This window comes from Pseudoalteromonas sp. EB27, assembly GCF_001974875.1.
Classification (GTDB): domain Bacteria; phylum Pseudomonadota; class Gammaproteobacteria; order Enterobacterales; family Alteromonadaceae; genus Pseudoalteromonas.
On sequence record NZ_MTQD01000007.1, the window covers coordinates 83,442 to 109,171 of the forward strand.

Consider the following 25,730-nt stretch of genomic DNA (forward strand, 5'->3'; position numbering starts at 1 on the left):
TACTGTGAACTATGAAAAACTATATTACTCCTTCTATTGTCGCATTTATTTTAGTTATCGCGTTTATTTTAGCGGGCTGTACCAGCAAAACTAATCAGACTACAACTACAGCAACCACTACTACAACGAATCAGTCTGTAAAAACCACAGTAACACCCGATGAATGCAGCACCATAAATAACCTAATAAATGGTTATGAGTCTGGTTTTAATTCAATAAAAACAGATAAAGTAAATAACCAGTTTACTAATCAATGGCGCACGAATACTCATATGATTGGAGCAAACTGTACAGTTACTTTAAATCAGTCAGAGCAAGTAAGTTACCAATGCCAAACACCTGTTAAAACACAAACGCAAACAATAAAGTCTCATCAAAAACTGGCTAAGCAATTACGCCAATGCTTAACCAAAACAGGTTGGTTTGAAAGCCAAAAAGAAACAGCAAGTTCAATTTACAGCACCTTTGTACTTGATACTAAAAATCCGGTTATTACACTTGCTACCAATCAAGAAGGTATTGGGTTTTCTACTCGCTTTGAAATTGCACCACCATTAGGACTTTAACAATGCGCCAATTAAATCAAAACAAAAAACCATCTAAATTTAAAACCGATTGCCTAGGAATATGCGAAAGGCGCAGCGGTTACTGCACCGGGTGTGGGCGTACCAACGAAGAAATTTTTGATTGGATAATATTATCTGAAGATGAAAAAAAAGCGATTTTAGAAACACCACGAGCAGATGCTAACTCATAACAAATAAAGCCCCTAAAGGTTAAAAGTAACAGTTAACTAAAAACTTTTTACTTGTTGTGGCTATTCATTTTAGTTGCGCTAATACAACTTTCGACTACTTGCTCAAATGAGTTATTAATATCTATATTTATAACATTGGGCTCATCTTCTTTTGGTACTTCTAGCGCTTCAAATTGGCTTTTGAGTAAATCAACAGGCATAAAATGTCCTTTTCTGTCCTGCATACGGCTTTTAACCAGTTCAAAATCACCATAAAGATGTAAAAAGGTAATACCTATATTTCCGTCACATATTTGTTCTCGGTATTTCTTTTTTAATGCAGAGCAGACTATTACCGCAATTTCATTTTTCTTTTCAATGCTAAATGCAGCATCACGTATTCTTTCTAGCCAAGGCACACGATCAGCATCGTTTAAAGGCTGCCCAGATGACATTTTTAATATATTAGCCTTGGGATGTAAGTCGTCTCCGTCGATAAATTTAGCGCCAATGCGCTTTGCTAATGCATCACCCACACTTGACTTCCCTGTGCTTGAAACCCCCATTACAATATAAACACGACCTACATTTGTGTTACTCATGTATTTACCCTCGCTTTAATTTAATAATTAATTATTTTCAATGTATATATTATATTGAGTTACGGGTAACATGTTACGCGTAACAAATACGAAAGTGAAGTCAAACACACACTAAACATCATAATTCACACTGAATATAAGTAGGGAAAAATGTCAGATTTATCATTAATACTAACCGCGGCAGGCTCCATATTTTTATTGCTTTTCTTAGTAATGAAAGTACGACTACATGCTGTCGTCTCTTTAATCCTTGTTTCTATGATTGCAGGATTACTCTCAGGAATGAGCCCTGAAATAATTGCCGCTACAATTCAAAAGGGAATGGCTGGAACGCTAGGCTTTGTAGCTGTGGTGGTCGCTTTAGGCGCCATGTTTGGCAAAGTAATGGAAGAAACCGGCGCGCTGGATCGTATTGCCCACACACTTTTACACCGTTTTGGAGAAAAAAACGCTAATTGGGCGCTTACATTTACGGGCTTTATTTGTGCCCTCCCCCTCTTTTTTGATGTAGCCGTTGTACTTTTAATCGGTATTGTTTTTGCTGTGGTAAGAAAAGGCGGTGGCAGCGTTGTTAAAATTGGTATTGGGCTACTTGCTGGGATAGCGTCTTGTCAGGCGTTTCTTATTCCTGCGCCAGGGCCGATTTTGGTTGCCTCTCAATTAGGCGCTGACTATGGTTATATGATTTTATTTGGCCTTATTGCTGCCATACCAGCGATGATTATAGGAGGTCCAATTTGGGGCTCTATTATTTCTAAATCTATTCATGTAGAACTCCCACAGCACGAACAAATCGACGATAACCAAAGAGTTGGTAAAGGAACGCCTAGTTTTGGATTAGCATTAGGTTTGATTGCTTTGCCATTAATTATGATTAGTTTAAATACTATTGGTAGTCGCTTTGTTGAAAAAGACTCTGATTTATATAATTGGTTAGCCTTTATAGGACATCCATTTACAGCAATTTTAGTTGCTTGCCTAATGGCATTTTATTTGCTCGGTGCAAGGCGCGGTGTCCCTAATGCTAAAATCATGGAAATTTGTGGTAGTGCCTTACAACCTGCAGGAATTATTATTCTTGTCACTGGTGCCGGTGGGGTATTTAAACAAGTATTAGTTGATTCAGGAGTAGGTACTGCACTGGGTAATTACTTAGCTGGCTCAGGCTTACCGATTGTAATACTCGCTTTTGTATTATCAGCTGCTGTGCGGGTTATTCAAGGCTCAGCGACAGTAGCTATGCTTACAGCGTGTGGCTTAATTATTCCAATGCTTCAGCCTTTAGGCCTTGATGGAGCGCAGCTTGCAGCTGTCACCATCGCTATTGGTGGGGGATCTATTGTGCTCTCCCATGTAAACGACTCAGGATTTTGGTTAGCGAGTCGCTATCTCGGTTTGAGCGAAATGCAAACTCTTAAAACGTGGACGGTAATGGAAACTATTATTGGTACTGTTGGCGCACTTGTCGCTATGATTATTTCTCTGTTTTTGTAAATTTACAGTGCGTAGAGCTATCACACATATAAAAATCACCTGAGCCTTTTGTTATTTAGGCTCAGGTAATTAAGCTCATGTAATTAGGCTCATGTAATTTGAGTATTTAAACACTCTCACCTAGATGAACTATATAACCAGTATCAATTACTTGCTTATAATTCATGCTAGTATCCAAATCGGAATTAATCCGGCTCAACAATTCTCTTCCCGCAACATTACCTATCTGATAACGAGGGGTGATCACACTTGCTAATTGAGGCACCATTGCTTGGCCAATATCATGACCATGAAAACCCACAACCCCCATTTGGCTAGGCACTAAAATATTGTTTCGCTGGCACTCAAAAATAGCCCCAATTGCTAAATCATCATTAGTACAAAACAAACAGTCAGTATTTGGGTAGTCAGTACGCGCTTTTTGTAAAAGTTCAGCGCCTAAACTGTAAGATGAAGCTTGATCAGTCATCACACTTTTAGGCGTAAAGCCTTTAGCTAACATAGCATCTGAATAACCTTGAAATTTTAGGCGTGTTCGTACATCGAGCCTTGCACCTATATAAACAATATTGCGATAGCCTTTATTTAAAAGTGCTGTCGTCATATCAAAAGCGGCTTTAACGTTATCAAAACCAACCGCTTGCTGCATAGGAGAGTGATGAGTATCCATTATTTCAATCACAGGTACGCCTGACATCTCAATCATTTTTAGCGTTCTGTCTGTGTGTGTGGTTTCTGATAAAATTAAACCATCAACGTGGTACGACAATAAATACTCAACCCGTTTTTCTTCAATTTCAGGGTTGTAACCATAATGGGCCAACATTGTTTGATACCCTGCAGGCCCAGTCACATCTTCAATGCCTCTTATAACTTGAGCAAACACGTGATTCGTTAACGATGGGACTAGTACACCAATAGAGTAGCTTTTAGCATTAGAGAGTAAATCAGGGGCTTTATTTGCAATGTAACCTAGCGTATCAATAGCTGCACTAATTTTAGTGCGAGTAGACTCTGATACTTTTTCGGGATTGCGTAAATAACGACTCACCGTCATTTTGGTTACACCAACCGCATCGGCAATATCTTGAAGAGAAGAACGTTTGTTTTTTTTCATCACACACAATTAAATAAGATGTTACTTGTAACATACCAACTATTGCGAAAAATCACTACTTTTAGCCATTTTTATTTAAGTTATCGCTAAGCGGTTGCCCAGAGATTTAAATAACCTAGACCTATTTTAATGAATAAATCTGTATTTGTATTTGTACCAATAACATTAAACAGAGGCTCAGATACTCCGAGCCTCATCGTAATTAAAAACTTATAGCAATCTCAACAATTGCGAACCAGGTACGCCGCTTTGTGGTAATAACGCGGGGGTAACTGCAAATGCTTCTGGTATTTTACTTTTGATTTCATCCATCTTTTTACGGTTATTTTGTTTATCATAAACATAATATTTAAGGATATTGCCGTATACATCATCTTTTGCATCAACCTGCTCTAGGGTTTTTAATGCTTTATCGTAATCATCAAGGTAAATGTATGCCAGTGCTAAGTTATCAGCTGAGCCAACATGTAGCTTACCTTCAAGCTGTTTTGATAAATCTTCAAGCTCTGCAACAGCAAGCTCATAACGCCCTAGCTGTATATAGGCCGTTGCTAGTGAATTTTTTAAAAAGTAAGGTGGGTTACTGCCCTGCTCGTACCATTTTTCGTAAGCACTCAGTATGTCTTCATATTGCTCAAGTTTAGAGTAAACGTGATTTAGCAGCCTAAAGCTTTGTAGTTTGATTTCAGCTTCTTCAAACCCCGTAAGTTTGTCTCTATTCAAGTGCCAATCTTGAATGCCTTGCGCAGCTTGGTTTAACAGTTCAGGGTTATCACTTTTTGCCCCAGCAGCACTTTTTAGAAGCTGTGCAAGTTGTTGATTATAAACTTCACTTTTAACAGGAGCCTGAGACGTATTATTACTTTGCTGTTTATTATCTGAACTACCGTCTACAATTTGCGCTGCAGCTAAAGCACTAAAAGACATTGCCGCCGCAACCATAACCAAATATTTACTTTTCATTGTTTTTTCCTTGTTTAACATTTTGATCCTCTGAATATTAAAACTCTTAGAGTGAGCAATATTCAAAAGTGGGGGGGTAAAAAAGTTAGGCGAGCTTTTAGCACTTTGCTCTTGTAGCAATAAACTTGCTAAATCCAATTGGTATTTACCTTTTAGCTTTTGCATACACAACTCATCACAGCTAAGTTCGAGTTGCTCTCTTGCTAAACCAGTTAACTTTAAGCAAATAGGATTCCACCAAAAAACGCTTTCTATAAAACAAATAAGCCACGTCCAATAAATATCACCTTGTTGTAAGTGCGTAACCTCATGTTGAATAACTGAATTTAATTCTTCACGATTCATCATCGTCGACTCTAACCAAATAACAGGCTTTATTAACCCGGTAGCAAAAGCAGGTTCTGTATGGGTTGTTAGTCTAATTGGATACTGATTGTTGATGTGGTTAAGTTCAGGACTTGGCTTTGAGTTAATGTATAAATTTTTTATAAGCTTTACATATAAGCCCATGCGTAATAAAAACAATCCAAAACCAGCTAAAACTAAAACTATAAAAACATTACTAAGTGATGGCAATAAGTCCCATATACCCATATCGCTTTGTAATTCGTCCTTAGTTGCTACTTGTTCAGCGTTTGGTATTAATGCTTTAACATCGGGAATCAATTGCCCCACGTTGAATGTGTAACGATTTTCCCCTTCAAATAAGGGTAACTGGGAAAAGTACTGCCAAGGGACAAACCAACATGCCAAGGCAGTCATTAAAATGTAAAAGTTTAATCGTGCTGGGGCATTTTTTAGTCCTTTTACTGTAAGCAAAATACATAAGCTAATAAGTGTGCAAGTTAGTAAATAATCCGTCATTACCCTCTCCTTTAATCTAACTTCTTATTTTTTAAAAGCGTTTGTAAATATTCTATATCTTCATCATTTAGCTTTTCTTCTTTGATAAAGTGGGCAATTAAACTACGAGAATTACCTTTAAAAAATCGTTGCATAAAACTAGGCATAGCTTGCTCCGATAATGTGTCTTGAGTCACGATTGTTCTAAAAACAATAGCTCGCCCTTCATGTCCACAACGCTCAATCGCTCCTTTGTGTTCTAACCTATCTACAATAGTTTTAACTGTTGTATAGGCTACTTTTTTATCTTTTTGCTTATCAGCTAAAAGCACCTTATGTAGTTGACTCGCGGTACAGGGTTCTTCCTGCCAGAGCAGCTGCATAATATCCATTTCAAAATCACTAAGTTTCATTGTCGCTCCTATTACTACATTTGTAGTGGTACTGTTACAAATGTAGTAGTAAGTAATCTTAGTGTCAATACAAAATTGACATGTGAATAAAAAACAAACGGTAGAAATATAAAAGCCATGGGAAGGTTTTATAAAAAAGGCATATAAAATAAAGAGGTATACTTATTAATAGATTTTAGAAAAACATAAAAAACGATAGTTTATTTTCAACTAACGCTTTTTATGCTTTAAAGTTTTTTATGAAAAGTAGTGAGGTAACTATGCTTTATCGAGCGCTTGGCTTACATCGGCAATTATGTCTGCAATGTTTTCAATACCAACCGACAAACGAATTAAATCGCGACTTACGCCTGCATTAGCTAGCTCTTCATCGTTTAATTGGCGGTGTGTAGTTGACGCAGGATGACACGCAAGCGACTTGGCATCGCCAATATTAACTAAGCGTAAAATCATGTTTAGCGCATCAATAAAACGAGTACCGGCTTCTAGGCCACCAGCAATACCAAAACTTAAAATACCCGATGCTTTACCACTGGTAATTTTTTGACTCATTTCGTTATACGGGCTTGATTTAAGCCCTGCGTAATTAACCCAAAGCACTTTTGGATGATTTTCTAAATACTCAGCCAAGTGCTGTGCATTTTCGCAGTGGCGATCCATTCTTAAGCCTAAGGTTTCAAGGCCGATTAAAATGTCAGATGCGTTTTTAGGGGCAAGCGCTGCGCCGGTATTTCTAAGTGGCACTACTCTGCAGCGACCGATAAATGCAGCTTCAGCAAAGGCTTCAGTATACACCACGTTGTGATACGACGGATCGGGCTCGTTCATCATTGCAAAACGCGTAGCATTCGCTTTCCAATCAAATTTACCTGAGTCGACAATCATGCCGCCAATGGCAGTACCGTGCCCGTTGATATACTTTGTAAGTGAGTGAACCACTATATCTGCGCCCAGCTCAAATGGGCGGCATAAATACGGCGTAGCCACGGTATTATCAACAATAAGCGGCACACCTTTACTGTGTGCAATACGTGCTAAGCGTTCAATATCAACAATATTACCTGCCGGATTACCAATAGACTCACAAAAAACGGCGCGAGTGTTGTCGTCAATGGCATTCTCGAACGCGGTAAAGTCATCAGCTTTAATCATGCGCGCTTCAATACCTTGCCTAGGTAGTGTATGAGCAAATAAGTTATACGTGCCACCATATACTTGGCTGGTGCTTACAATATTAGTGCCTACTTCACACAAACATTGAATAGCATACGTAATAGCAGCCATCCCAGAGGCAACAGCTAGCCCACCAATACCCCCTTCCATTGCAGCAATACGTTGTTCAAGTACGGCATTAGTTGGGTTCATTATGCGGGTGTAAATATTTCCAGGTACTTTTAAATCGAATAAATCAGCGCCATGCTGCGTGTTATCAAATGTATAAGAAGAAGTGTGATAGATAGGCACGGCTGCCGATTTGGTCGTAGGCTCAGATTCGTAACCGTGGTGCAGTGCTAATGACTCTAATTTCATAATTATTTCCTTCAATTAATTTACCACTAAGCTAGCACTTCTTGGTTATAAAATGCACATGAAATATATTAAAGGGTGTTGAGGTGATTTGATTTAAGTTAAAGGCAGCTCAGAGCGATAAGCAGTCAGTCGTATTTTTACATTGTATGACTGCTTCAAGCTCATTGCAGTCGTTGATATTTAGATAGTGAACGTTAATAAATTGCCAGTAGAAAATTTAGAACCCTCAATTTAAATAATAAAATTCATGGGTAATGTGCCACTGTTCATAGAGTATCAACCTGTTGTAGATATAATGGGGACACCTCCTATTATTCGTTCTATAGTGAAATTCGTATAACAGCGAGGGTGATATTTTGTTGCCTAGCGGAGCCAAAACAATAGTCAAAATTGATATTTTTGAGCATTTCTGCAATAAGTTAACCTCTATACACTTCATTCACATTTGAATGTACTTACCTCTTGATATTTAATGAATTGACTTTATTATCATTTAGTTGAGTAGAAATAATTTAATTACATTAAATATGTCAAAATTGGATTGGACTAATTAGTAGATGGAAATAATGATTTATGGCTAGGCATGATTTTACTCCAGCAGATAAAAGGTTATTAGCAGAACGAGTCGGTTTTCATTGCTCAAACCCTTCTTGTGGTGTTTCCACAATTGGACCATCTATTATTCCAAATGAAAAAGAATATGTAGGTGTCGCTGCTCATATTTATTCCGCCTCCATTGATAATGGACCAAGAGCCAATCCTAGCCTTTCAGAAGAGGAACGGAGTAATATTTCTAATGCTATTCACCTATGTAATAAATGTTCAACAATAATTGATAAAAACAAAGGTACGGGATATTCGGCAGAAGTTTTGTTTGGTTGGAAGTCATATTCTGAAGGCGTAGCAAAGTCAAGGATATATATTGAGAAGCCTTTTGTATTGTTTAAAACAGTGGACTTTCAATTTCTAGAAAGTGACTATTCAACAGCGTTATCTTGCACTGGCCTTAATGAGAAAAATGTTGAATCTTGCCCATCAAGCGAAGCAATCATTTCGGATATTACTAATAAACTTCAATTAGCAAATAAATGTATTATTAAAGGGTGCAGTGGAAGTGGAAAATCATTATTAACTTACCAAGTTGCATATAACTTTTATAAGCAGGGTTACGCAGTATTTAGCATCCACAAAGAGTTATTTACAAATAACTTTACTCTTGCTTCACCTCAGGACAATTCTGTCTTAGTGATAGATGATGCACAAATACTTGACCCTAAGTTTTTTGAGATTATTCTAAGTAGTGCATATAAAAGCTGCTTAATACTTGCTAATTGGAACTCAAGTACATCAATTGACGATGGCTTCTTAAGAAATTACCCTTTTGTTGAAATTTCACCAATATCTCAGGTCAAAATGCTGGAAAAGTATTGTTTAGAGAATAAAGATCAAATTTCAGAAACTTTAAAACTTATTGGTTTGAAAACTAACAAAAAAGACCATCACGATAGAATCGATGCTAGGATTTTTAGGGCTTCTAGAGAAAGTACCCCTTGGTTATTTAATTATTCTTTAACTGAGGGGTGGAATGCTGCTAAACAAGATTTAGATTTATTAGAAAACGATCAAAAACTTAGCATGGCTGTTGTAACCGTCGCTATTTTTCAGTTTGCGACGTTAGATAATGGTGTTAGTAAGCAAACTATATTGACTGCACTGAAACAGTTCAATAATGATAGCCAATGGCTTCAAAAAGCCGAGACAGTATTAAACAAATATTGTGTGTCTATCGAAGGTAACATTAAGAACAAACACTACGAATACTCACGGCGAGTTTTGAAACTATTTCTGTCACAAAACAATTCCGCTGACGAATTAGAGTATCTTTTAAACCTTATCGCCTTTATTCTGAAAACAGATGCTTACCTCGCAGGTCATTCTAATTTGATTGAGTTTATCATATTTGATTTTAGAAGGGGGAAGTACGAATTAAATACACGAGGTATAACCGAAGAGGTTACTTTAAACCTTCTTGCTACCACAATTACAATACAAGATGCACCAGCGATAGTAACTAAATTAAACTCATTAATTCGACTTAATAAAGATGTTTTAAGCCTGTTGAAAAAAGACAGTTCCATACTTGAAAAATGGCTTCTAGATGTTTGCCGAAAAACTGCGTATCAATTAGGAAATTTGATTAACACTTTGTCCAATGAAGATAATAAATTTCTGACAGTATCTGAAAAGCATATTAAAGTTGTTTTTAACGCTATGATTAACGCCCAGATTGAAGATAGGTCTAGGTTTTCATATCTATTAAGCCGAATGCAGTTCTTTGTTGATGAAAAATGTAAGGACTACCAAAAAAATCTATTTGAGACATCTACGTTTGAAATAAATGTATCAGCGTTTTCTAATGACACTGCTTGTTATCAGTTTTCAAAATTAATTGACGAATTAGCATACATAAATAGTGATTGGGTTGATGAACAAGTAAAAAATAATATAGAAGGTATAAGCGAACTATTGAACAAAGACTTAATGAATGCTTATAGTTCTTTAAGTGATTTGTTTAGCCACTACTTCGGTGTAACTGCTGCAATTTTAGGTATTAAGTTAACTGATTCGAGGCTAAAGAAAAGGGCGAAACGTCTAGCAAGTAAACTATCGATCAATTCAATTTTAGAAGCCTTTGAAAGCCTAGAGATAGTAGACGTACAAGAGTATGGAGATATAATGATATTTCTAGCCTTATACGATATGAACAAATTAAAAGAAATATCAGATAAGTTTAATTACGATAGGCTTTTTGAACTTTATAAAAGCGATGATAAGTTAGACCATTATCACAGAGCACTTATCGCTATATTGCAAAATGCAGATAGCCAGAATTACCAAGATTATGTTGCTAAAACAATCAAAAAGTACCAATATATTGATCAACTGTTTGTAGCTTTATCTCCTGATTTCTCTCTTAATGAAATTCAAAATGGTACAAGGTATAAAATGGATTTCGGAGGGCGGTTAGAGTGTAAAAATGAACTCCTAATATTAGCGGAAATTATGAAAGAGGATGGTGGGATATCATTAGTCAAAAGAATACTTGAAGAAAATATTAGCGAAATTTCAGATGCGATTTTTGACAATGCAACGAACGTAGACAAAACAAAATCCAAATTTTCTCTTTTAGTTTTTATACATAAAAACTTGCCAAGTATATTTAACGAAATTGTTAAAGACCAAGAAAATGTTCTTGTATTGATAGAAAAAATTCGCCGGTTAATCAAAGGAAAAAAACAAGAAAAGGTGTTTGCTCAATTTTACGTATTCCTGCTAAAAAACTACTCTAATCAGCATGTACCGCAAGTTGCAGAAATCGAAAAGCAATATCCAAGTATTATTAGGTTTGATATTACTCAATATGAATAAAAGCCGATTATTACACTAGTTCTACAGCATTAAGGAGGGTTGTAGGTGAAGTAGCCAAATAATGAGCCGTAGCTTGAATTGATTTATGACCTGCTAATTCCTTGATAACATGAATACCAACTCAGCTATCACAAAGTTTTAAAGTTTAGGACACCCATCAATTGAAAAATAAAATTCATGGCTTTCCAAAGTTTTAGCATTAGGCTAACTTTGTGCACAAAGTGATCATTAACAATTATATGATGAATGACGGCTATGGTGGTTTTGCGACCATCAGTATAGACTTAAATTCAAATACTGAATGTCCGCAAATGGCACTTAGCAGCCATAAATATACGAATCAAACATCAACAAAAAGGTAAGAAAATGAGGTCGCCTTTGCTAATTTCTATTTAAATGACAGCAAGTCGCACTTTGCTGAAGCGTGCTGTGAGCGAGAATCAGTCATTGAGTGAGTAATTAATTAATGACTACTTCCCCCCTTTTTTATATGTTCAAATAACCCATCATAAGCATAATATATATAGCTAGCAATAACTTATGCTTTTTGCTATTAATAGAAGCTAATAAAATAAGGACGTTTTCGCTTAAAAATAGAGAAAGAGTCCTCTGATAAAGCATTTATATTTAAAGGAGTGTTACATGGAGTATAAGTTTATTGCAGTTTCTCAAATCTGGGCTACAGGTGGTATGTTAAATAGAGCAAACGCTAAAGCAAACGAGTTGGCAAGAGATGGGTGGGTGTTATCAAAAATGGAAAAAGGCTTTAGTGGTTTTTTATTTGCAACTTTATATCTAGCCTTTGAGCGTAAAATTTAAATATAACAAGCGACTAAGGTTTCGATTATCCGATCATGGCACTTAGCAGTCATAAACGAATCAAACATCAACAAAAAAGGCGCTTCCTTTACGGTAAGCGCTCTTCTCTTATCTCACCAATTACTTATTTTACAATTGTCATTTCGTCTAACAAGTTTTGTGCATTATCTACTTTATCCATTACCCACAGCATGTAGCGTGAATCAACGTGGATTGAGCGATTAAGCTCAGGGTTGTAATCCCAGTCACCAATAATACTTTCGTAAACACCGTCGAACAGTAAGCCTACAAGCTCTGCTTTACCGTTAAGTGTTGGCGAACCTGAGTTACCACCGGTAGTGTCTACATTTGATAAAAAGTTAACGGGTACTGTATTCATGCCACCCGTGTAATCACCGTAAAGCTTGGCTTTAATTTGCTCTTGTAACTTTTTAGGTGCATTAAATGGGTCAACATCGGTGTTTTTAGCAAGTAATCCTTCAAGCGATGTAAACGGTGTTGCTACCAAGCCATCTTGAGGTGAATAGCCACCTACAGTGCCATAGGTTACTCGTAATGTGCTGTTAGCATCGGCGTATACCGGTTTGTTTTTAGCTTTGTTAAGCGCAATGATTGCGCTCATTAGCTCTGGGCGAGCGGCTTGTAATTTACCTGCCAGTGCCTTTGATTTATCTTCCTCAGCTTTCATTACTTTAAAGATTGCTTTAGCGTACTGCACAAATGGGTCTTGGCTTTGATTTAGCTGGCTAAACGATTGCTCAAATAATGAATTGCGAACAGTGGCATTATCGAGTCTTAACTGCTCATACATGCTATCAAGTAACGCGCTTTGGGTTGCTTTATCAAACCCATTTTGTACTTTAAATACGTTATCAACGTCGCTAAAACGCTCTTCTTTTGGAAGTGCTGCATACAGTTCTAAAAAGTGCAGTAAAATAGCTTTGTCTACTTTGCTATCATAACGGCGCGTCATGCGCTCAAGCCCTGCTTTAATGCGAGGTAAGTCACGTTCTTGATAACCAGATTCGCGTTCGCTATTTGGCTTTTGTTTTTCATAAGCTAAACGGTATAAACGTCGTGCTGTGCTGATCATTTGTGAGCGGTGTACATAACCTAACATACGGTCGCGTTCACTGTGCTCTTGTGATTGTGCAATTAGCTCAGATAGCTCACCTAATACGCTTCCGTATTGTTCTTTACGCTCACCATCACTATTGATCCATTGTGTTAACTCTTGCTCAAACTGTTTTTTGCGCTCAAGCATAGTGCCTTTTTTGAAGCTTTCGATCATCGAACCAAAGTTTTTAATATAGTTGTTATAACCTGCAATGGTGCTTTCGTAAGCAATACGCGCTTTACTGCCGTCTTCTGAGTTTTCTTCGATAAGCGACACGTATTTTGAGTTATGAACACGTGCTTTAGGGTAGCTGTCGTTAAATACGTTATCTACCTCTGTTGCTATACGGTAGCGGTTAGTACGTCCTGGGTAGCCTGTAACCATTACAAAGTCGCCTTCTTGCACGCCTTTGGCACTTACTTTTAGGTAAGAGTCAGGTACGTAAGGTACGTTGTCTTCGCTGTACTCTGCAGGTTTTCCATCTTTGCCTACATAAGCGCGGTAAAAACCAAAGTCGCCTGTGTGGCGCGGCCACATCCAATTATCTATATCGCCGCCGTATTTACCTACGCCTATTGCCGGTGCATAAGTTAAGCGTACGTCTTTAATTTCAAGTGACTTAATTAGGTAAAACTCTAAACCACCATGAAACGAATACACATTACAGCGATAGCTTTCGTCGGCTTCACACTGGGCTACTAGCGCTTTTTCATTTTTTCGAGTGCGTCGTACCGTGCTTTTGCTGTTAGCTCGTTAGTACCTTTAATTACTTCATCTGTTACGTTGGTAACCGTTTTTGTTACATAGACGCGTGAGCCTGGCGCTGCAGGTAAATCCTCAGCAGGACTTTTAGCTAAAAAGCCATTTTCTAAAATATTGTTCTCAGGCGTTGAGTTGTACTGAACCGAGCCATAAACACAGTGATGGTTTGACACAACTAAACCCTTAGGCGATACAAACGATGCTGTACAACCACCTAGGCTAATTACTGCATTCATTGGGAATTCGGTTAACTTAGAAATAGATTCAACATCAATTTCAAGCCCTTTGGCTTTTAATATTGATTCTAACTCTGGAAGTTGGTGTGGTTGCCACATACCTTCGTCGGCTATGGCACTACTTGAAAGTGATAGTGCAAATGTGGCAGCTAATGTAGCTACAAGAGGTTTTAAACGCATTATAGAATCCTTTTTATTTGTTTCTATAACAGGTTACTCGCGATGGGACAATAAGGTCAATAGCCGTGCAATGAATTGTTACAATCGAGTGTTTAACCTTACTTTTTATCAAAATTCATCGAAAAATCAAGAAACTGTTTTGCTGGTATTGGTTTACTAAAATAGAAGCCTTGCATAAAATCACAACCCAATTCGTTCAATAAAGTATGCTGCTCTTTTGTTTCTACACCTTCGGCTACCACTGTCAGTCCTAAGCTGTGCGACATAGCAATAATTGCCTTTACGAGATTACAATCTTCATTGTTTAGCACAATGCCGTCAATAAAACTTCTATCTATTTTGAGTACATTAAAAGGATACTCTCTTAAATAACTTAATGACGAATAACCTGTACCAAAGTCATCCATTGATAAGTTAATGCCTAACGCTGTAATTTCGGTCAGTATATCAACAACATTTGTGTGGCAACTCATCAATACTCCCTCAGTTATTTCAAGCTCTAAACTTTCGGGGTTTACGTTTGCTTCACTCAATGAGTTTTGAATAAAACTGAGTAGTCCTACGTCTCTAAATTGGCGAGGTGATAAGTTAACAGCCATTGTATATTTTTGTTGGCGTTTACAGGTACTTTGCCATGTGTTTAAAAAGTGTAAAGCTTGGCTAATTACAAACTTGCCAATAGGTACAATTAATCCTGTATTTTCGGCAATAGGTATAAACTCATCAGGTGTTACATTACCTAACACAGGGTTATGCCAACGTAATAACGCTTCTGCACCAATGATGTGTTTATTTTTGGCGTCAAATTGGGGCTGGTAGAATAGCTCGAATTCATTGCGTTCAAGGGCGTCACGCATCTGCTCTTCTATTACTAGTCGGCGCTGAATAATTACGTTCATTTTTTTAGTAAAAAATGAATAAGTATTACGACCATATGATTTTGCTTGATACATTGCTGTATCGGCATTTCGTAGTAAATCAGCAACGGTTGTACCATTTTCTGGGTATATGGCTACACCAATACTCGCTGTTAGTATGTGTTCCCGGCCCTCAATTTTAAAAGGGGCTCTAAAGTTATTGACCAGTTTTTCAGTAATTTTTAGCGCTGCATGGTGATCAGTTATACCTCGTAGTAATACGATAAACTCATCTCCACCTAGGCGCCCTACCGTGTCGTCTTTTCGCAGTGCCTCTTGCAGCCTTTGCGCTGATTCAATTAAAAGTTTGTCTCCTGTTTCATGGCCTAAAGAGTCATTTATTTTTTTAAAATCATCTAAATCCAAAAACAGTACTGCCGCTTTCTCGTTATTTCTTTGTGCTTCAATAAGTAATTGCGACAAACGATCAAGTGCTAAAAAACGATTTGGGAGTAAAGTTAAGCTATCGTAATACGCTTGATGTCTAATTACTTCATCTGATTTATGCTGTTCTGTAATATCTCGAATAATAACCATTAACTGGTTATGTTCTGTTATTTTATTTATTCTTGCTTCAAAAAAAACGAGCCCATGGGGCAAAGCTAGCTCGTATTTAAAGCTCATCATCTGCTCTTTTTCTAATACAAGGCTGATATAAGTTTCAAATTTTTTGGCTACTTCCTCAGGTAATACATCTCCCATCTTTTTACCAATAAACTGCATTGGCTTGGTATAAAGATCGGTTTCATTGCTCGCATGATACTCCAGGATAGTTCCATCATTTTCCATCAGGAAAAATAAATCAGGGATTGCCCCAAAAATGGTTTTTAGCATATCCTCATTAAATGAAGCCTCTGCTTGTGCTTTTTTCACATCCGACAAATCGATATCAATACAGTACATTTGTTTTGTATTATATTGATTTATAAACATAACATGGCTGGAAAAAACCGATACGTTGTTTCCATCCTTGTCTTGTAAGATAATTTCAGACGCTGGAATTTCTATATCTTTTTTTACCCAATCACTGTGCGCGTCAATAACAAATTCACACATTGGCTCTGGAATTATAAGATCTTCTATTTTTTTCCCTATGGCTTCTTCTTTGGTATAGCCATAAAGTCGCTCACTGCCTTCATTCCAATAAATAACACGACGTTCATTGTCATAACCTTGAACAGAAATAACATTTACTGCATCAAATAACTGATGCAAATAGTCGTTAATTACAAATTGATGGGTTAAGTTTGAAGTCGGGTTATCTGATTTCATTTTGAGGCTATATCCATAATAATTTTATTTAATAATAGAGAAATACTAAATAATAATTAAATTTAACTTTAATGTTAAATTTCCATGTACATTTTATACGTCATTATGCAAAACAAAAAAAGAGCCGAAGCTCTTTTTTTAATGGTAGTTATTTATATTTAAACACTATAAAAACTGAGTTTAATTTTTTGTCACATCATTTGGATGTTCCACGCCAATCCATGCTTTGAATAGTGCTTTTTGCTCAGACGTTGCCTCTTTATCAGCAACTACTTTTTTAGGCTTATCAAACTCTTCTGATAATACTAATGTTAAGCTTTCAAGAGCATCGCGACGAAGATAGTCAATAGTTACTTTATCGCCTGTTTTAAACGTTTCTAAGCTGGTTTTTAAATCTTTACCTACGTGATGTTTGTTTATAGCAACAATTTTATCATCGGTAGTTAAACCTGCTTTCCACGCACTGCCACCACGGCGAACGTAACTTAGCGTAAGTAACTCGCCCGTGTTTTTAGCAGTAGCGTCAATACTTGCAAGCGCTTTTGCTTTTTCAGGACGCTCAAATTTCAAGCCTACTTTAGTAAGTAAGTCGTCAAAGTTGATACTTGCAGGTGACTCTACATTGTCTTGCCACCAGCTAGAGTAATCACGCCCGGTTAAATCTTTTAAGATATTAAGTACATCTATATCTGTAAAACCAGCTGGCATTTTATGATTGTTATAAAGTGCTTTGTGTACGTCGCGATAGCTTATTTTACCTTGGCTTTTTTCTAGCAAGTCGATATCTAAAACTAATGAAAGTAATGAACCTTCTGAATAAATATTAGTGCTGTAGTTACGTGCATGATCGCCACCTTGATTAATCCATTTATCAAAGCTTGTTTCGCTTGCGCTTTGCACTTCACGGCCCGGAGTTTGTAAATGACGATTAATAGTTTTACTCATCACTTTAAAAAATTCATCTGTTGTTTGAATGCCTGAGCGCACTAATAGATGATCTTCAAAGTAACTTGTTGAACCTTCGGCGATCCACAGTAGTTTTGAGTAGTTCATGTTCGTGTAATCGTAAGGTACCAAACCTTGAGGGCGGTATGCTTTAACATTCCACGTATGAACAAACTCATGCGCAGCGGTGCTAATAAACGCTAGGTAATCTTCGCGGCTACCAAATCTATCGCGTGGACGTTGAATAATTGTTGAGTTTAAATGCTCTGTTGCACCACCGGCACCCGATGTAGCATGAACCATAAACACATAACGTTCATACGGATAGCCATCCCAAATTACATTACCAGTAGCAACTAATTTTTTAAGATCGGTAAGCATTTGCTCTACATCGTAGTTACCGTAGCCCCATATAACTAAATCGTATTCACGGCCATCTACTTCAAATGTGTGAAGTTGGTTAATACCCGTTTCGATTGGAGAATCAACAAGTACGTCGTAATCTGCTGCTTTAAATGAATTTTTCCCTTTTAAATTATCCATACCCGATACAGAGCGCCACTTTTTAGGCACGTCTAAATTAACGGTTACTGGCTCTTGGCGAAATGATTCACTAAACATAAAAAAGCCTGACGCATCTATAAATGCATGGCTGTCGTCAATGTGACGTGAGCGCTTACCAAGCTCGTTTGCATACACTTGGTAGTCAACATTAATTTCTGTTGGCTCATTAAGATGTACACGCCACGTACTGTGATCTATTTTTTCCCACTTTAATTCTTTGCCGTCTTCATCTTTAGCTTTGAAATAACGAACACCATTGGCAAGGTTAAGCATTTCATAGCGACCGGTTCGCCATGCTGGAAGTTTTATATCAAGATGTGCTTGCGCTGTTTTTGGAAACCCTACACTTACATCGCCTAAATGGTGTTGAGGTTGTGAGATTTCTAAAGAATAATTTACATCGGCAAATACAGGTGCTGAACACGCAGCTAAAATAGATAGGGCTAATAACTTTTTCATAGAGACTCTTAGTGGAAACTTAATTACCTATAAGACTAACAAGCCCCTATTTAAAAGTGAATTAAATACGACAAATTGCCCTGTATACGAGTTTATACGTAGTAGCTTATTAAAATTTCTAAGTTTTTTACTAGATAACTACACATAATAAAAATTTGTTGTAAACTGAAGATAATAAAATTAATTTGATGGCGGTACGCTTAAGTGTCTGAAAGATCTAATCCAACAGATAAAAAACTCAAACAAGCAATTGATGCTCGTATGGCTGTTGAGAGTGCACGCAAACATCAAGTGGATATTTTGTGTGACTTTGCAGCTAAACTTTCGCTAAGCTGCAAAGGGCTTGATATTGAGTTAGATAATCGCCTTGCTAAATTTAGAAGTGCACTCAACAAAGGTATGAGCTTTGAAGACCTCTCTCCTCTTGTTAGTGAAACTTTGATATTACTTAAAAATCAAGAATCGATTCAGCAAGCTCAGCAACGTGATTTATTTAACAGTGTACAAAATGCAGGTAAACAGTTACAAAAAACCAAAGGCTTACCTGATGAAACTCGCAGAGCCCTGAGAAATTTACTCGATCAAGAGATTAATAACGTTCAATCAACTCATGGTTATATTCCGCTACTTGATCAACTTATTCTCTTTTATCACGAAGCATTACTAACTAAACAGAACCCTGAAGTTAATAATCAACGGCCTGCTAAACAGGCTCGTGCAAAAAAACTACTTGAGTTAGCTAATGAACTTATACTTGAAGAAGAAGCTACACTACAAATTAATAGTATAAAAAATAGTATTACGGAAAGTGACACTATAGATGCACTACTCGATGTCGCCATAAAGATAATTGAAGTCGTAGTAAAAAATATTAGTAATGAGCGTAAGTCTGCGCAAAGCTTTTTAGTTTCGTTAAATCAAACCCTCGAAGATTTACATAATTCTATTGTCTCTACTAGCAGGCACTCTGAATCGATGAGTGTTGAATTTGATTCGTTAAATAAAAGCATTGAACTAAAAATTAAAAATCTCAACGATCAAACGCAAAAAGCAACATCAATTTCATCTTTAAAAGAACTCGTAGATAACGAATTAAAATCACTAAGCCAAGACTTTTTAGCAAAAGAAAAGTTAGAGCGAAAAGATAGAGAAATGCTTAGCGCTAGCTTTAGTGAAATAAATAAACGAATTGTTACTTTAGAAGACAAGTTAACAACGTATAAAAAACGCTTAAACGAACAGCGCTTTAAAAGTTTACTTGATGGGCTTACAAAACTGCCTAACCGAGCTGCATTTGATGAACGTTACAGCCATGAAATGCACTTGTTTAATGTTCAGCCCTCTGATGTTACGCTTGCAGTTATTGATGTTGACCACTTTAAATCTATCAATGATAGATTTGGCCACACCGCTGGTGACATAACACTTCAAGTTATATCAAAAGCGTTGCAAAAGTCGGTAAGAAAGTCCGATTTTATAGCGCGTTACGGCGGTGAAGAATTTGTATTGTTAATGCCCGGTGTGTCGCTTGAAAACGCAACATTACCTCTGGATAAAGTTAGAAAGGTAATTAAAAATATACCTTTTAAATTTAGAGAAAAACAAATTGAGATCACTATTTCGGTAGGTGCTACTCAGTTTAAAAAAGGCGATACTCTTTTAAAGGCATTTGATAGAGCAGATGATGCTCTTTACGAGGCCAAAAATTCAGGACGAGATAGACTTTGTACCAGTAAATAATGTCATAGCTATTATAAATTTTATGACAAGTAGTTTTTTACGATTTAGCAGTAAGGAGAACGTCTATGTTAATACAGTTAAACCCAACTGGGGTTTTAGATTTACTGTCGCAATTAGAAGTTGATTTATTAGAGCAATCTTCTGCTAGTGAGCGTTATAGGTTATTTAGAAACTGCGTATTAGCAGTACTTAATGTAGGTAGCCATACCGACGAAAGTAGCGATATATACGACAAATACAAAGATTTTGATATTCGTTTAGTAAGCCGCGAACGAGGCATTAAAATTGAGCTTGAAAACCCACCCGAAACCGCATTTGTTGATGGCGAAATAATTACCGGAATTCACGAGCATATATTTTCTGTTATTCGCGATATTTTGTTTATTTGTCAAAAATACGAAAAAGATTTAAAAGAGCAAAAAGCCATTACTCATATGGTGTTCGATATGCTCAGAAATGCAGGTGCTTTGCGTGTTAATAGCGAGCCAAGTATGGTTGTTTGCTGGGGCGGACACTCAATAAACGAAGTTGAATATAAATACACAAAACAAGTAGGTTACGAACTAGGCTTACGTGGATTAAATATTTGTACTGGTTGTGGCCCTGGTGCCATGAAAGGGCCAATGAAAGGTGCCACTATTGGCCATGCAAAACAGCGCAATACCAATAATCGTTACTTAGGCCTAACAGAGCCAAGCATTATTGCTGCAGAGCCACCAAACCCTATTGTTAACGAATTAGTTATTTTACCTGACATTGAAAAGCGCCTTGAAGCTTTTATAAGAACAGCTCACGCGATTATAATTTTCCCTGGTGGCGCAGGTACTGCCGAAGAATTGCTATATTTATTAGGCATATTACTGCATCCAGATAACACCAAACAATGTTTACCTGTTATTTTAACTGGCCCAAAAGAAAGTGAAGCGTACTTTAAAGAGCTGTGTGAATTCGTTGAAATGACGCTGGGTAAAGAAGTATTGGATAAGTTTGAAGTTATTATTGATAATCCGCAATTAGTAGGTCAAAAGCTAAGGTCGGCTATGGCCAATGTTCGTGATTACCGTAAAAGTGAAGGCGATGCCTACTACTTTAACTGGACATTAAAAATAGATAACGATTTTCAACAACCTTTTGCACCAACACACGAAAATATGGCAAGTCTTGATTTACATCTTGATCAACCAAAACAGTTATTAGCGGCTAATTTACGCAGAGCTTTTTCAGGTATTGTAGCTGGAAATGTAAAAGACGAAGGCGTAAAAGCCATTAAGCAAAACGGTCCATACATTTTAAGTGGCGAGCCTGCCCTTATGGAAAGTATGGATACGTTATTACAAGCATTTGTTGATCAGGGCCGTATGAAACTCCCTGGCAGCAAATACATTCCGTGTTACAAAATAAAAGCATGAGTTTTATAGTTTGAAACCCCATTTACTTCTTATTGATGCGCTTAATTTAATTAGGCGCATTTACGCCGTTGACGCAAATCAAAAACATCACAGCGATGAGCAAATGATACAAACGTGCTGTGCACGTGTAGCTCATGCGTGTAAAAAGCTTTTAGATACAAGTAATGCAACCCATGCTATTGCAGTATTTGATGGTGACAAAAGCTGGCGTTATCATTTTTATAAAGACTACAAACACTCACGTGCGCCAATGCCTCAAGTACTAAAAGATGCCTTAGAGCACTTTAAAACCGCAATAGAAGAAACTGGTATTGTTGTATTTGAGCCTATTAACGATGAAGCCGATGACATTATTGCAACGCTTGCGTTTAAAGCATCAAATAATCAAATAGCTAATACTGTTGTTTCTACTGATAAAGGCTTTTTACCCTATTTAGGCCCCTACATTACAGTTTATGATTACTTTAAAAAACTCTATTTAGATGAGACAAGTATAAAAGAGCGTTTTGGTGTTGAGCAAAATAAGCTCGTTGATTTTTGGGCTTTAGCTGGTGATAAAACAAATGATATTCCGGGAGTAAAAGGAATAGGTACCAAGTCTGCGCAGCAAATAGTTAATAACTATAATTCAATTGAGCATGCTGCCGAAGATGAGTCTCTAAGCCCGAGTATTAAAGCAAAGTTAGCCGCTAATATGGATATGTACGTGATCTCAAAGCACTTGGTTAGTTTACGCACCGATATAAATTTAGGCTTTAGTTTAAAGCAGTTAAGACTTAATTAGTCGCAAGTTAATAGCCTCTAAACATTACAAAACGTATACTATTATTAGTTACCGGAGTCAGAGTAAACCATATTGAAAAAATTTATCCGATATTTAATCTTAGGTTTAGGGCTATATGCACTGATAGCAACGTTGGTGATCACCTTTTATAAAGACGATCCTCAGGCTATGATCTGGCAAGACCGAGAAGCTTTTAATAAACGTTATATCGAAAAACTATCACTTGAGCAGCCTACAACACTAAATACTGTGCTTGATTATTTAGGCAGCCCTGACCTTACTTATGCCAAACGAGATGGTGAACAGGTATTTCAGATAGTTTTTTATCGTACACAGCATAAAACATCTGACGGTATAACCACTATGGATGAATGTACTGGGTTATTATTTAAAAATGGGCAGCTATTTTTATGGGGTCCTAGTGCATATAATAAATATCAAGAACAAAATTAGGTGAAGGTTTAATGGATGAAGCTGTTTCAACTACTTTAGAGCAGCTGCTTAATAATACGCAGCTCTTTTTAAGCTATTATAACAATAAACAAAAGTGGACAGCCTTATACCCCATGGCAAGTAAGTTAGCCGAGCAATATAGAGTGCTCTATAGCAAACAGCCATTCGCATTACAAGCACGTTTAACACTTTATAATCCTAATTATTCTTATGCAACCAACTTAGTTGTTAGTCAGAGTGTAATAACCGCTGCACTTTGTAAATCTCAACACTATAACAATGCCCTAAGCGAGCTATACATAGCAGCTTCACTTATTGAGCATTTATGTGTAGGAGCGCAATTAAACAAGCTCTGTGAGCAAACACCTTTTCAAGACTCTGATAAAAAAACATGGCAAGTGCGTCATCAACTAGCAGCAAAAGTTATGCTATCCGGTGGCGATTCTGCCAAACCCGTTACGCAATTGTTAGCTAAATTAAGTAAATATAAACAAGCATTAGTAAGTGCCCCTAAAATTATGCTTTACGATGGGGGCATAACACTGATTGCTTTAGCAAATATTATTAGCATGAACATCACTAGCAATACGGCTAATAAACATATGAGTTTATTTAAAGCACTTGCTGATTTGTACATTCGCACTCCCAACTTATTTGCACTGCAGCTAATCAAATCACTTATAGCTCATTTTGGGCCACTGTTACCGGGAAGCCGCGTTTTTTATGCCGAGCAAACCATGATTTATTTAGCGACTGATGCGCAGCAAAAAAATATTTTAATTAGTACCGCTAATCCAAATAAATTAGCTTGGTTTAGCGTTAAAGCAACGCTTAACGACAACCCAAAACAATGGCATTGCGCTGATAAAACTATTAACTTTAAAGTGTTCAACAGTGAACATGTAAAGTCGAAAAGTGCAGTTGACGTTGATGAAGCACAGTCTTTACTTGAACTAATAAGTAATATTAAGTCACAGCACGAATATAGCTATAAAGGGTTAAGCCAACTAATGGCGGTTCACCCTCAGGTAGTCGCGAATTTATGTGAGGCAGTAAAACCTTACAATAAGGAGCATCAGGCCGCTAAAGACTTAAAGCATAGCTTATCGATGGTCGGTTATTATAATGCGCCTGCGATAATTCAAAGAGTTGTTTTTGAGCAATTAGTTAATGTTACCCCACACCCTCTGCAAGCATACGTTACTAACAGATTAAATTGTTTAGTGAAAATAATGGCCTTATTAGTCAGTAAAAATAAACACGACCAATTTGAACACATTACATTACCTTTATATGCTTATGCTCATTTTTTATTAACGCAATGCAGTACACAGCTTTCTCGTAAAACGCTGATTGACGACACACCAAATAAAACATTGAGTGCCCCTATTAGCTCATTTTTTGGAGTGGATGCAATTAATAACGAGCAACTAACGCAACAGCTTACTCATTTATTAAGTGACAACCCATGGACAACGGCACTTTTAGAAGCAGAGCAAACACCTAAAAAACATTTAACTGACTCTCATAAACTCTGGATCACGCTTAAAATTGTTGCGCAGAGTGTTTTTAAACCGGAACTTGCGCTTACAGCGTGGCAACTGCAAACATTAAACGAACAACTGAAAATACTAAAGTGGCAAAATCTAACTGATTTCAATCAAAAATTAGAATCGCTTGCGCTATTTAATAGTATTTAATTTATAGAGGACTATTTAACGTTCTTATACCCATTATAACTTTGGTGTATACCCGGTATTTCCTGTATAAACTAGCAAAATGGGCGATAACTTGGTATAAATGCGCCCTTAAATTTTCAAGCACGTTCACATAAATGACCTAACAAGCTATTACTCTCTCAGGGTAATAATTTATGTGCAAATCAAACTCTTTAAAGGAAAAGTCAATGGCCAAACAAACCATCACAGTGATCAAAGGCGACGGCATCGGTCCGAGCATTATCGACTCAGCACTTGAAATATTAAAAGCCGCAGGTTGCGACTTTGATTATGAATTTGTTGATGCTGGCCTAGCTGCACTTGAAAAAACAGGTGAGTTACTTCCACAAGACACGGTTGATACAATAGCTAAAAACAAAATCACTCTTAAAGGCCCATTAACAACGCCTGTAGGTGAAGGTTTTACGTCTATTAACGTAACACTTCGTAAGCAATTTGGTTTATACGCTAACGTACGTCCTGTTAAATCATTTGTTGGTACTAAAGCTCGTTACGACGATATTGATATCATTACTATTCGTGAAAACACGCAAGGTATGTACTCAGGTGCAGGCCAAATAGTAAGTGAAGACGGTAATGAAGCAGAAGCAAAATCAATAATTACGCGTGAAGGCGCAGAAAAAATAGTAACTTTTGCATACGAGCTAGCGGTACGTGAAGGCCGTAAAAAAGTAACAGCTGTTCATAAAGCTAACATTTTAAAATCAACATCTGGTTTGTTTTTAAAAGTTGCGCGTGAAGTAGCTGAACGTTACCCACAAATTGAATCAAACGAAATGATTGTTGATGCAACGTGTATGAAACTGGTAATGACACCTGAAGAGTTTGACGTAATTGTAACGACTAACTTATTTGGTGATATTTTATCTGACCTTTGTGCTGGTTTAGTTGGCGGTTTAGGTATGGCTCCAGGTGCTAACATTGGTGAAGACGCAGCAATTTTTGAAGCTGTACACGGTAGTGCTCCAGATATTGCTGGCAAAAACCTAGCTAACCCAACGTCTGTAATTTTAGCATCTATCCAAATGCTTGAGCATTTAGATATGGGCGACACAGCAGAGCGTATTCGTAGTGCTGTTGCTGATGTAATAAAATCTGGCGACCGTACAACTCGCGATTTAGGCGGCAGCCACGGTACAACTGATTTCACTCAATCAGTAATTGACCGTTTATAATTAATATTTGTTATTAATTTCAAAAGCCCGCT

18 protein-coding genes and 1 pseudogene are annotated in these 25,730 nt (G+C 37.1%); 11 read left to right on the forward strand and 8 right to left on the reverse strand.

Annotation, left to right across the window (positions count from 1 at the left end; genetic code table 11):
• The first annotated feature begins 11 nt into the window (after positions 1 to 11).
• Entirely contained in the window at positions 12 to 566 is a 555-nt protein-coding gene (locus tag BW142_RS09440; protein ID WP_076924706.1) for a hypothetical protein, read from the forward strand.
• Positions 567 to 568: 2 nt separating this feature from the next.
• Positions 569 to 757, forward strand: coding sequence for a DUF1289 domain-containing protein (locus BW142_RS09445; RefSeq protein WP_002960277.1), 189 nt, complete (start codon positions 569 to 571; stop codon positions 755 to 757).
• Positions 758 to 804: 47 nt separating this feature from the next.
• On the opposite strand, the gene BW142_RS09450 is transcribed toward BW142_RS09445, so the two are convergent.
• The gene (locus BW142_RS09450) at positions 805 to 1,338 is read right to left on the reverse strand and encodes a gluconokinase (protein WP_076924707.1); all 534 of its coding nucleotides are present in this window, start codon (positions 1,336 to 1,338) and stop codon (positions 805 to 807) included.
• A 150-nt stretch (positions 1,339 to 1,488) separates the two neighbouring features.
• Here BW142_RS09450 and gntU point away from each other — a divergent pair, with 150 nt between their 5' ends.
• Complete coding sequence (gene gntU / locus BW142_RS09455) at positions 1,489 to 2,832, forward strand: gluconate transporter (protein WP_076924708.1); 1,344 nt, start codon at positions 1,489 to 1,491, stop codon at positions 2,830 to 2,832.
• A gap of 106 nt (positions 2,833 to 2,938) precedes the next feature.
• Here gntU and gntR read toward each other — a convergent pair whose 3' ends face one another.
• From gntR to BW142_RS09475, 4 genes are all read right to left on the reverse strand, one after another.
• Entirely contained in the window at positions 2,939 to 3,949 is a 1,011-nt protein-coding gene (gntR, locus tag BW142_RS09460; RefSeq protein WP_076924709.1) for a gluconate operon transcriptional repressor GntR, read from the reverse strand.
• A gap of 210 nt (positions 3,950 to 4,159) precedes the next feature.
• The gene (locus BW142_RS09465) at positions 4,160 to 5,776 is read right to left on the reverse strand and encodes a M56 family metallopeptidase (protein WP_076924710.1); all 1,617 of its coding nucleotides are present in this window, start codon (positions 5,774 to 5,776) and stop codon (positions 4,160 to 4,162) included.
• Positions 5,777 to 5,787: 11 nt separating this feature from the next.
• The gene (locus BW142_RS09470; RefSeq protein ID WP_002960288.1) at positions 5,788 to 6,168 is read right to left on the reverse strand and encodes a BlaI/MecI/CopY family transcriptional regulator; all 381 of its coding nucleotides are present in this window, start codon (positions 6,166 to 6,168) and stop codon (positions 5,788 to 5,790) included.
• Positions 6,169 to 6,426: 258 nt separating this feature from the next.
• The gene (locus BW142_RS09475; protein ID WP_076924711.1) at positions 6,427 to 7,698 is read right to left on the reverse strand and encodes an aminotransferase class I/II-fold pyridoxal phosphate-dependent enzyme; all 1,272 of its coding nucleotides are present in this window, start codon (positions 7,696 to 7,698) and stop codon (positions 6,427 to 6,429) included.
• A 573-nt stretch (positions 7,699 to 8,271) separates the two neighbouring features.
• On the opposite strand from BW142_RS09475, the gene BW142_RS09480 reads away from it, so the two are divergent.
• Both BW142_RS09480 and BW142_RS20715 read left to right on the forward strand, forming a co-directional pair.
• Positions 8,272 to 11,127 carry a hypothetical protein gene (locus BW142_RS09480; RefSeq protein ID WP_076924712.1) on the forward strand — a complete coding sequence of 952 codons (2,856 nt, stop codon included), beginning with the start codon at positions 8,272 to 8,274 and terminating at the stop codon, positions 11,125 to 11,127.
• Between the two features lie 642 nt (positions 11,128 to 11,769).
• Positions 11,770 to 11,946: a hypothetical protein gene (locus tag BW142_RS20715; RefSeq protein WP_165722958.1), complete on the forward strand. Its 177-nt coding sequence runs from the start codon at positions 11,770 to 11,772 to the stop codon at positions 11,944 to 11,946.
• 124 nt (positions 11,947 to 12,070) lie between these two features.
• Here the strand turns inward: BW142_RS20715 and BW142_RS09485 are convergent.
• The 3 genes and pseudogenes from BW142_RS09485 to BW142_RS09495 form a co-directional block, all read right to left on the reverse strand.
• A pseudogene (locus tag BW142_RS09485) lies at positions 12,071 to 14,241 on the reverse strand (S46 family peptidase).
• Between the two features lie 98 nt (positions 14,242 to 14,339).
• Complete coding sequence (locus tag BW142_RS09490; RefSeq protein WP_076924713.1) at positions 14,340 to 16,430, reverse strand: bifunctional diguanylate cyclase/phosphodiesterase; 2,091 nt, start codon at positions 16,428 to 16,430, stop codon at positions 14,340 to 14,342.
• Positions 16,431 to 16,610: 180 nt separating this feature from the next.
• Positions 16,611 to 18,398: a PDZ domain-containing protein gene (locus tag BW142_RS09495; protein ID WP_076924714.1), complete on the reverse strand. Its 1,788-nt coding sequence runs from the start codon at positions 18,396 to 18,398 to the stop codon at positions 16,611 to 16,613.
• A 204-nt stretch (positions 18,399 to 18,602) separates the two neighbouring features.
• Between BW142_RS09495 and BW142_RS09500 the strand changes: the two genes are divergently transcribed.
• The 6 genes from BW142_RS09500 to BW142_RS09525 all read left to right on the forward strand — a co-directional run bounded on the left by BW142_RS09500 (position 18,603) and on the right by BW142_RS09525 (position 25,698).
• Positions 18,603 to 20,138 carry a GGDEF domain-containing protein gene (locus BW142_RS09500; RefSeq protein ID WP_076924715.1) on the forward strand — a complete coding sequence of 512 codons (1,536 nt, stop codon included), beginning with the start codon at positions 18,603 to 18,605 and terminating at the stop codon, positions 20,136 to 20,138.
• Between the two features lie 65 nt (positions 20,139 to 20,203).
• Complete coding sequence (ppnN, locus tag BW142_RS09505; protein ID WP_076924716.1) at positions 20,204 to 21,547, forward strand: nucleotide 5'-monophosphate nucleosidase PpnN; 1,344 nt, start codon at positions 20,204 to 20,206, stop codon at positions 21,545 to 21,547.
• Positions 21,548 to 21,557: 10 nt separating this feature from the next.
• Positions 21,558 to 22,331, forward strand: coding sequence for a flap endonuclease Xni (xni, locus tag BW142_RS09510; protein ID WP_007580680.1), 774 nt, complete (start codon positions 21,558 to 21,560; stop codon positions 22,329 to 22,331).
• Positions 22,332 to 22,400: 69 nt separating this feature from the next.
• Positions 22,401 to 22,784 carry a DUF3192 domain-containing protein gene (locus BW142_RS09515; protein WP_024598101.1) on the forward strand — a complete coding sequence of 128 codons (384 nt, stop codon included), beginning with the start codon at positions 22,401 to 22,403 and terminating at the stop codon, positions 22,782 to 22,784.
• 11 nt (positions 22,785 to 22,795) lie between these two features.
• The gene (locus tag BW142_RS09520) at positions 22,796 to 24,484 is read left to right on the forward strand and encodes a hypothetical protein (RefSeq protein ID WP_076924717.1); all 1,689 of its coding nucleotides are present in this window, start codon (positions 22,796 to 22,798) and stop codon (positions 24,482 to 24,484) included.
• Positions 24,485 to 24,690: 206 nt separating this feature from the next.
• On the forward strand, positions 24,691 to 25,698 hold the full coding sequence (locus BW142_RS09525) for an isocitrate dehydrogenase (RefSeq protein WP_024598103.1): 1,008 nt from the start codon (positions 24,691 to 24,693) through the stop codon (positions 25,696 to 25,698).
• The last annotated feature ends 32 nt before the right edge of the window (positions 25,699 to 25,730 follow it).

What these genes read in the sequence shown, in the direction of transcription:
- BW142_RS09475 (WP_076924711.1), bottom strand. Translation starts at nt 7,698, where the DNA reads ATGAAATTAGAGTCATTAGCACTGCACCACGGTTACGAATCTGAGCCT.
- BW142_RS09525 (WP_024598103.1), top strand. Translation starts at nt 24,691, where the DNA reads ATGGCCAAACAAACCATCACAGTGATCAAAGGCGACGGCATCGGTCCG.
- BW142_RS09440 (WP_076924706.1), top strand. Translation starts at nt 12, where the DNA reads ATGAAAAACTATATTACTCCTTCTATTGTCGCATTTATTTTAGTTATC.
- BW142_RS09480 (WP_076924712.1), top strand. Translation starts at nt 8,272, where the DNA reads ATGGCTAGGCATGATTTTACTCCAGCAGATAAAAGGTTATTAGCAGAA.
- ppnN (WP_076924716.1), top strand. Translation starts at nt 20,204, where the DNA reads ATGTTAATACAGTTAAACCCAACTGGGGTTTTAGATTTACTGTCGCAA.
- BW142_RS09495 (WP_076924714.1), bottom strand. Translation starts at nt 18,398, where the DNA reads ATGAAAAAGTTATTAGCCCTATCTATTTTAGCTGCGTGTTCAGCACCT.
- BW142_RS09465 (WP_076924710.1), bottom strand. Translation starts at nt 5,776, where the DNA reads ATGACGGATTATTTACTAACTTGCACACTTATTAGCTTATGTATTTTG.
- gntU (WP_076924708.1), top strand. Translation starts at nt 1,489, where the DNA reads ATGTCAGATTTATCATTAATACTAACCGCGGCAGGCTCCATATTTTTA.
- BW142_RS09470 (WP_002960288.1), bottom strand. Translation starts at nt 6,168, where the DNA reads ATGAAACTTAGTGATTTTGAAATGGATATTATGCAGCTGCTCTGGCAG.
- BW142_RS09520 (WP_076924717.1), top strand. Translation starts at nt 22,796, where the DNA reads ATGGATGAAGCTGTTTCAACTACTTTAGAGCAGCTGCTTAATAATACG.
- BW142_RS09445 (WP_002960277.1), top strand. Translation starts at nt 569, where the DNA reads ATGCGCCAATTAAATCAAAACAAAAAACCATCTAAATTTAAAACCGAT.
- BW142_RS09490 (WP_076924713.1), bottom strand. Translation starts at nt 16,430, where the DNA reads ATGAAATCAGATAACCCGACTTCAAACTTAACCCATCAATTTGTAATT.
- BW142_RS20715 (WP_165722958.1), top strand. Translation starts at nt 11,770, where the DNA reads ATGGAGTATAAGTTTATTGCAGTTTCTCAAATCTGGGCTACAGGTGGT.
- gntR (WP_076924709.1), bottom strand. Translation starts at nt 3,949, where the DNA reads ATGAAAAAAAACAAACGTTCTTCTCTTCAAGATATTGCCGATGCGGTT.
- BW142_RS09450 (WP_076924707.1), bottom strand. Translation starts at nt 1,338, where the DNA reads ATGAGTAACACAAATGTAGGTCGTGTTTATATTGTAATGGGGGTTTCA.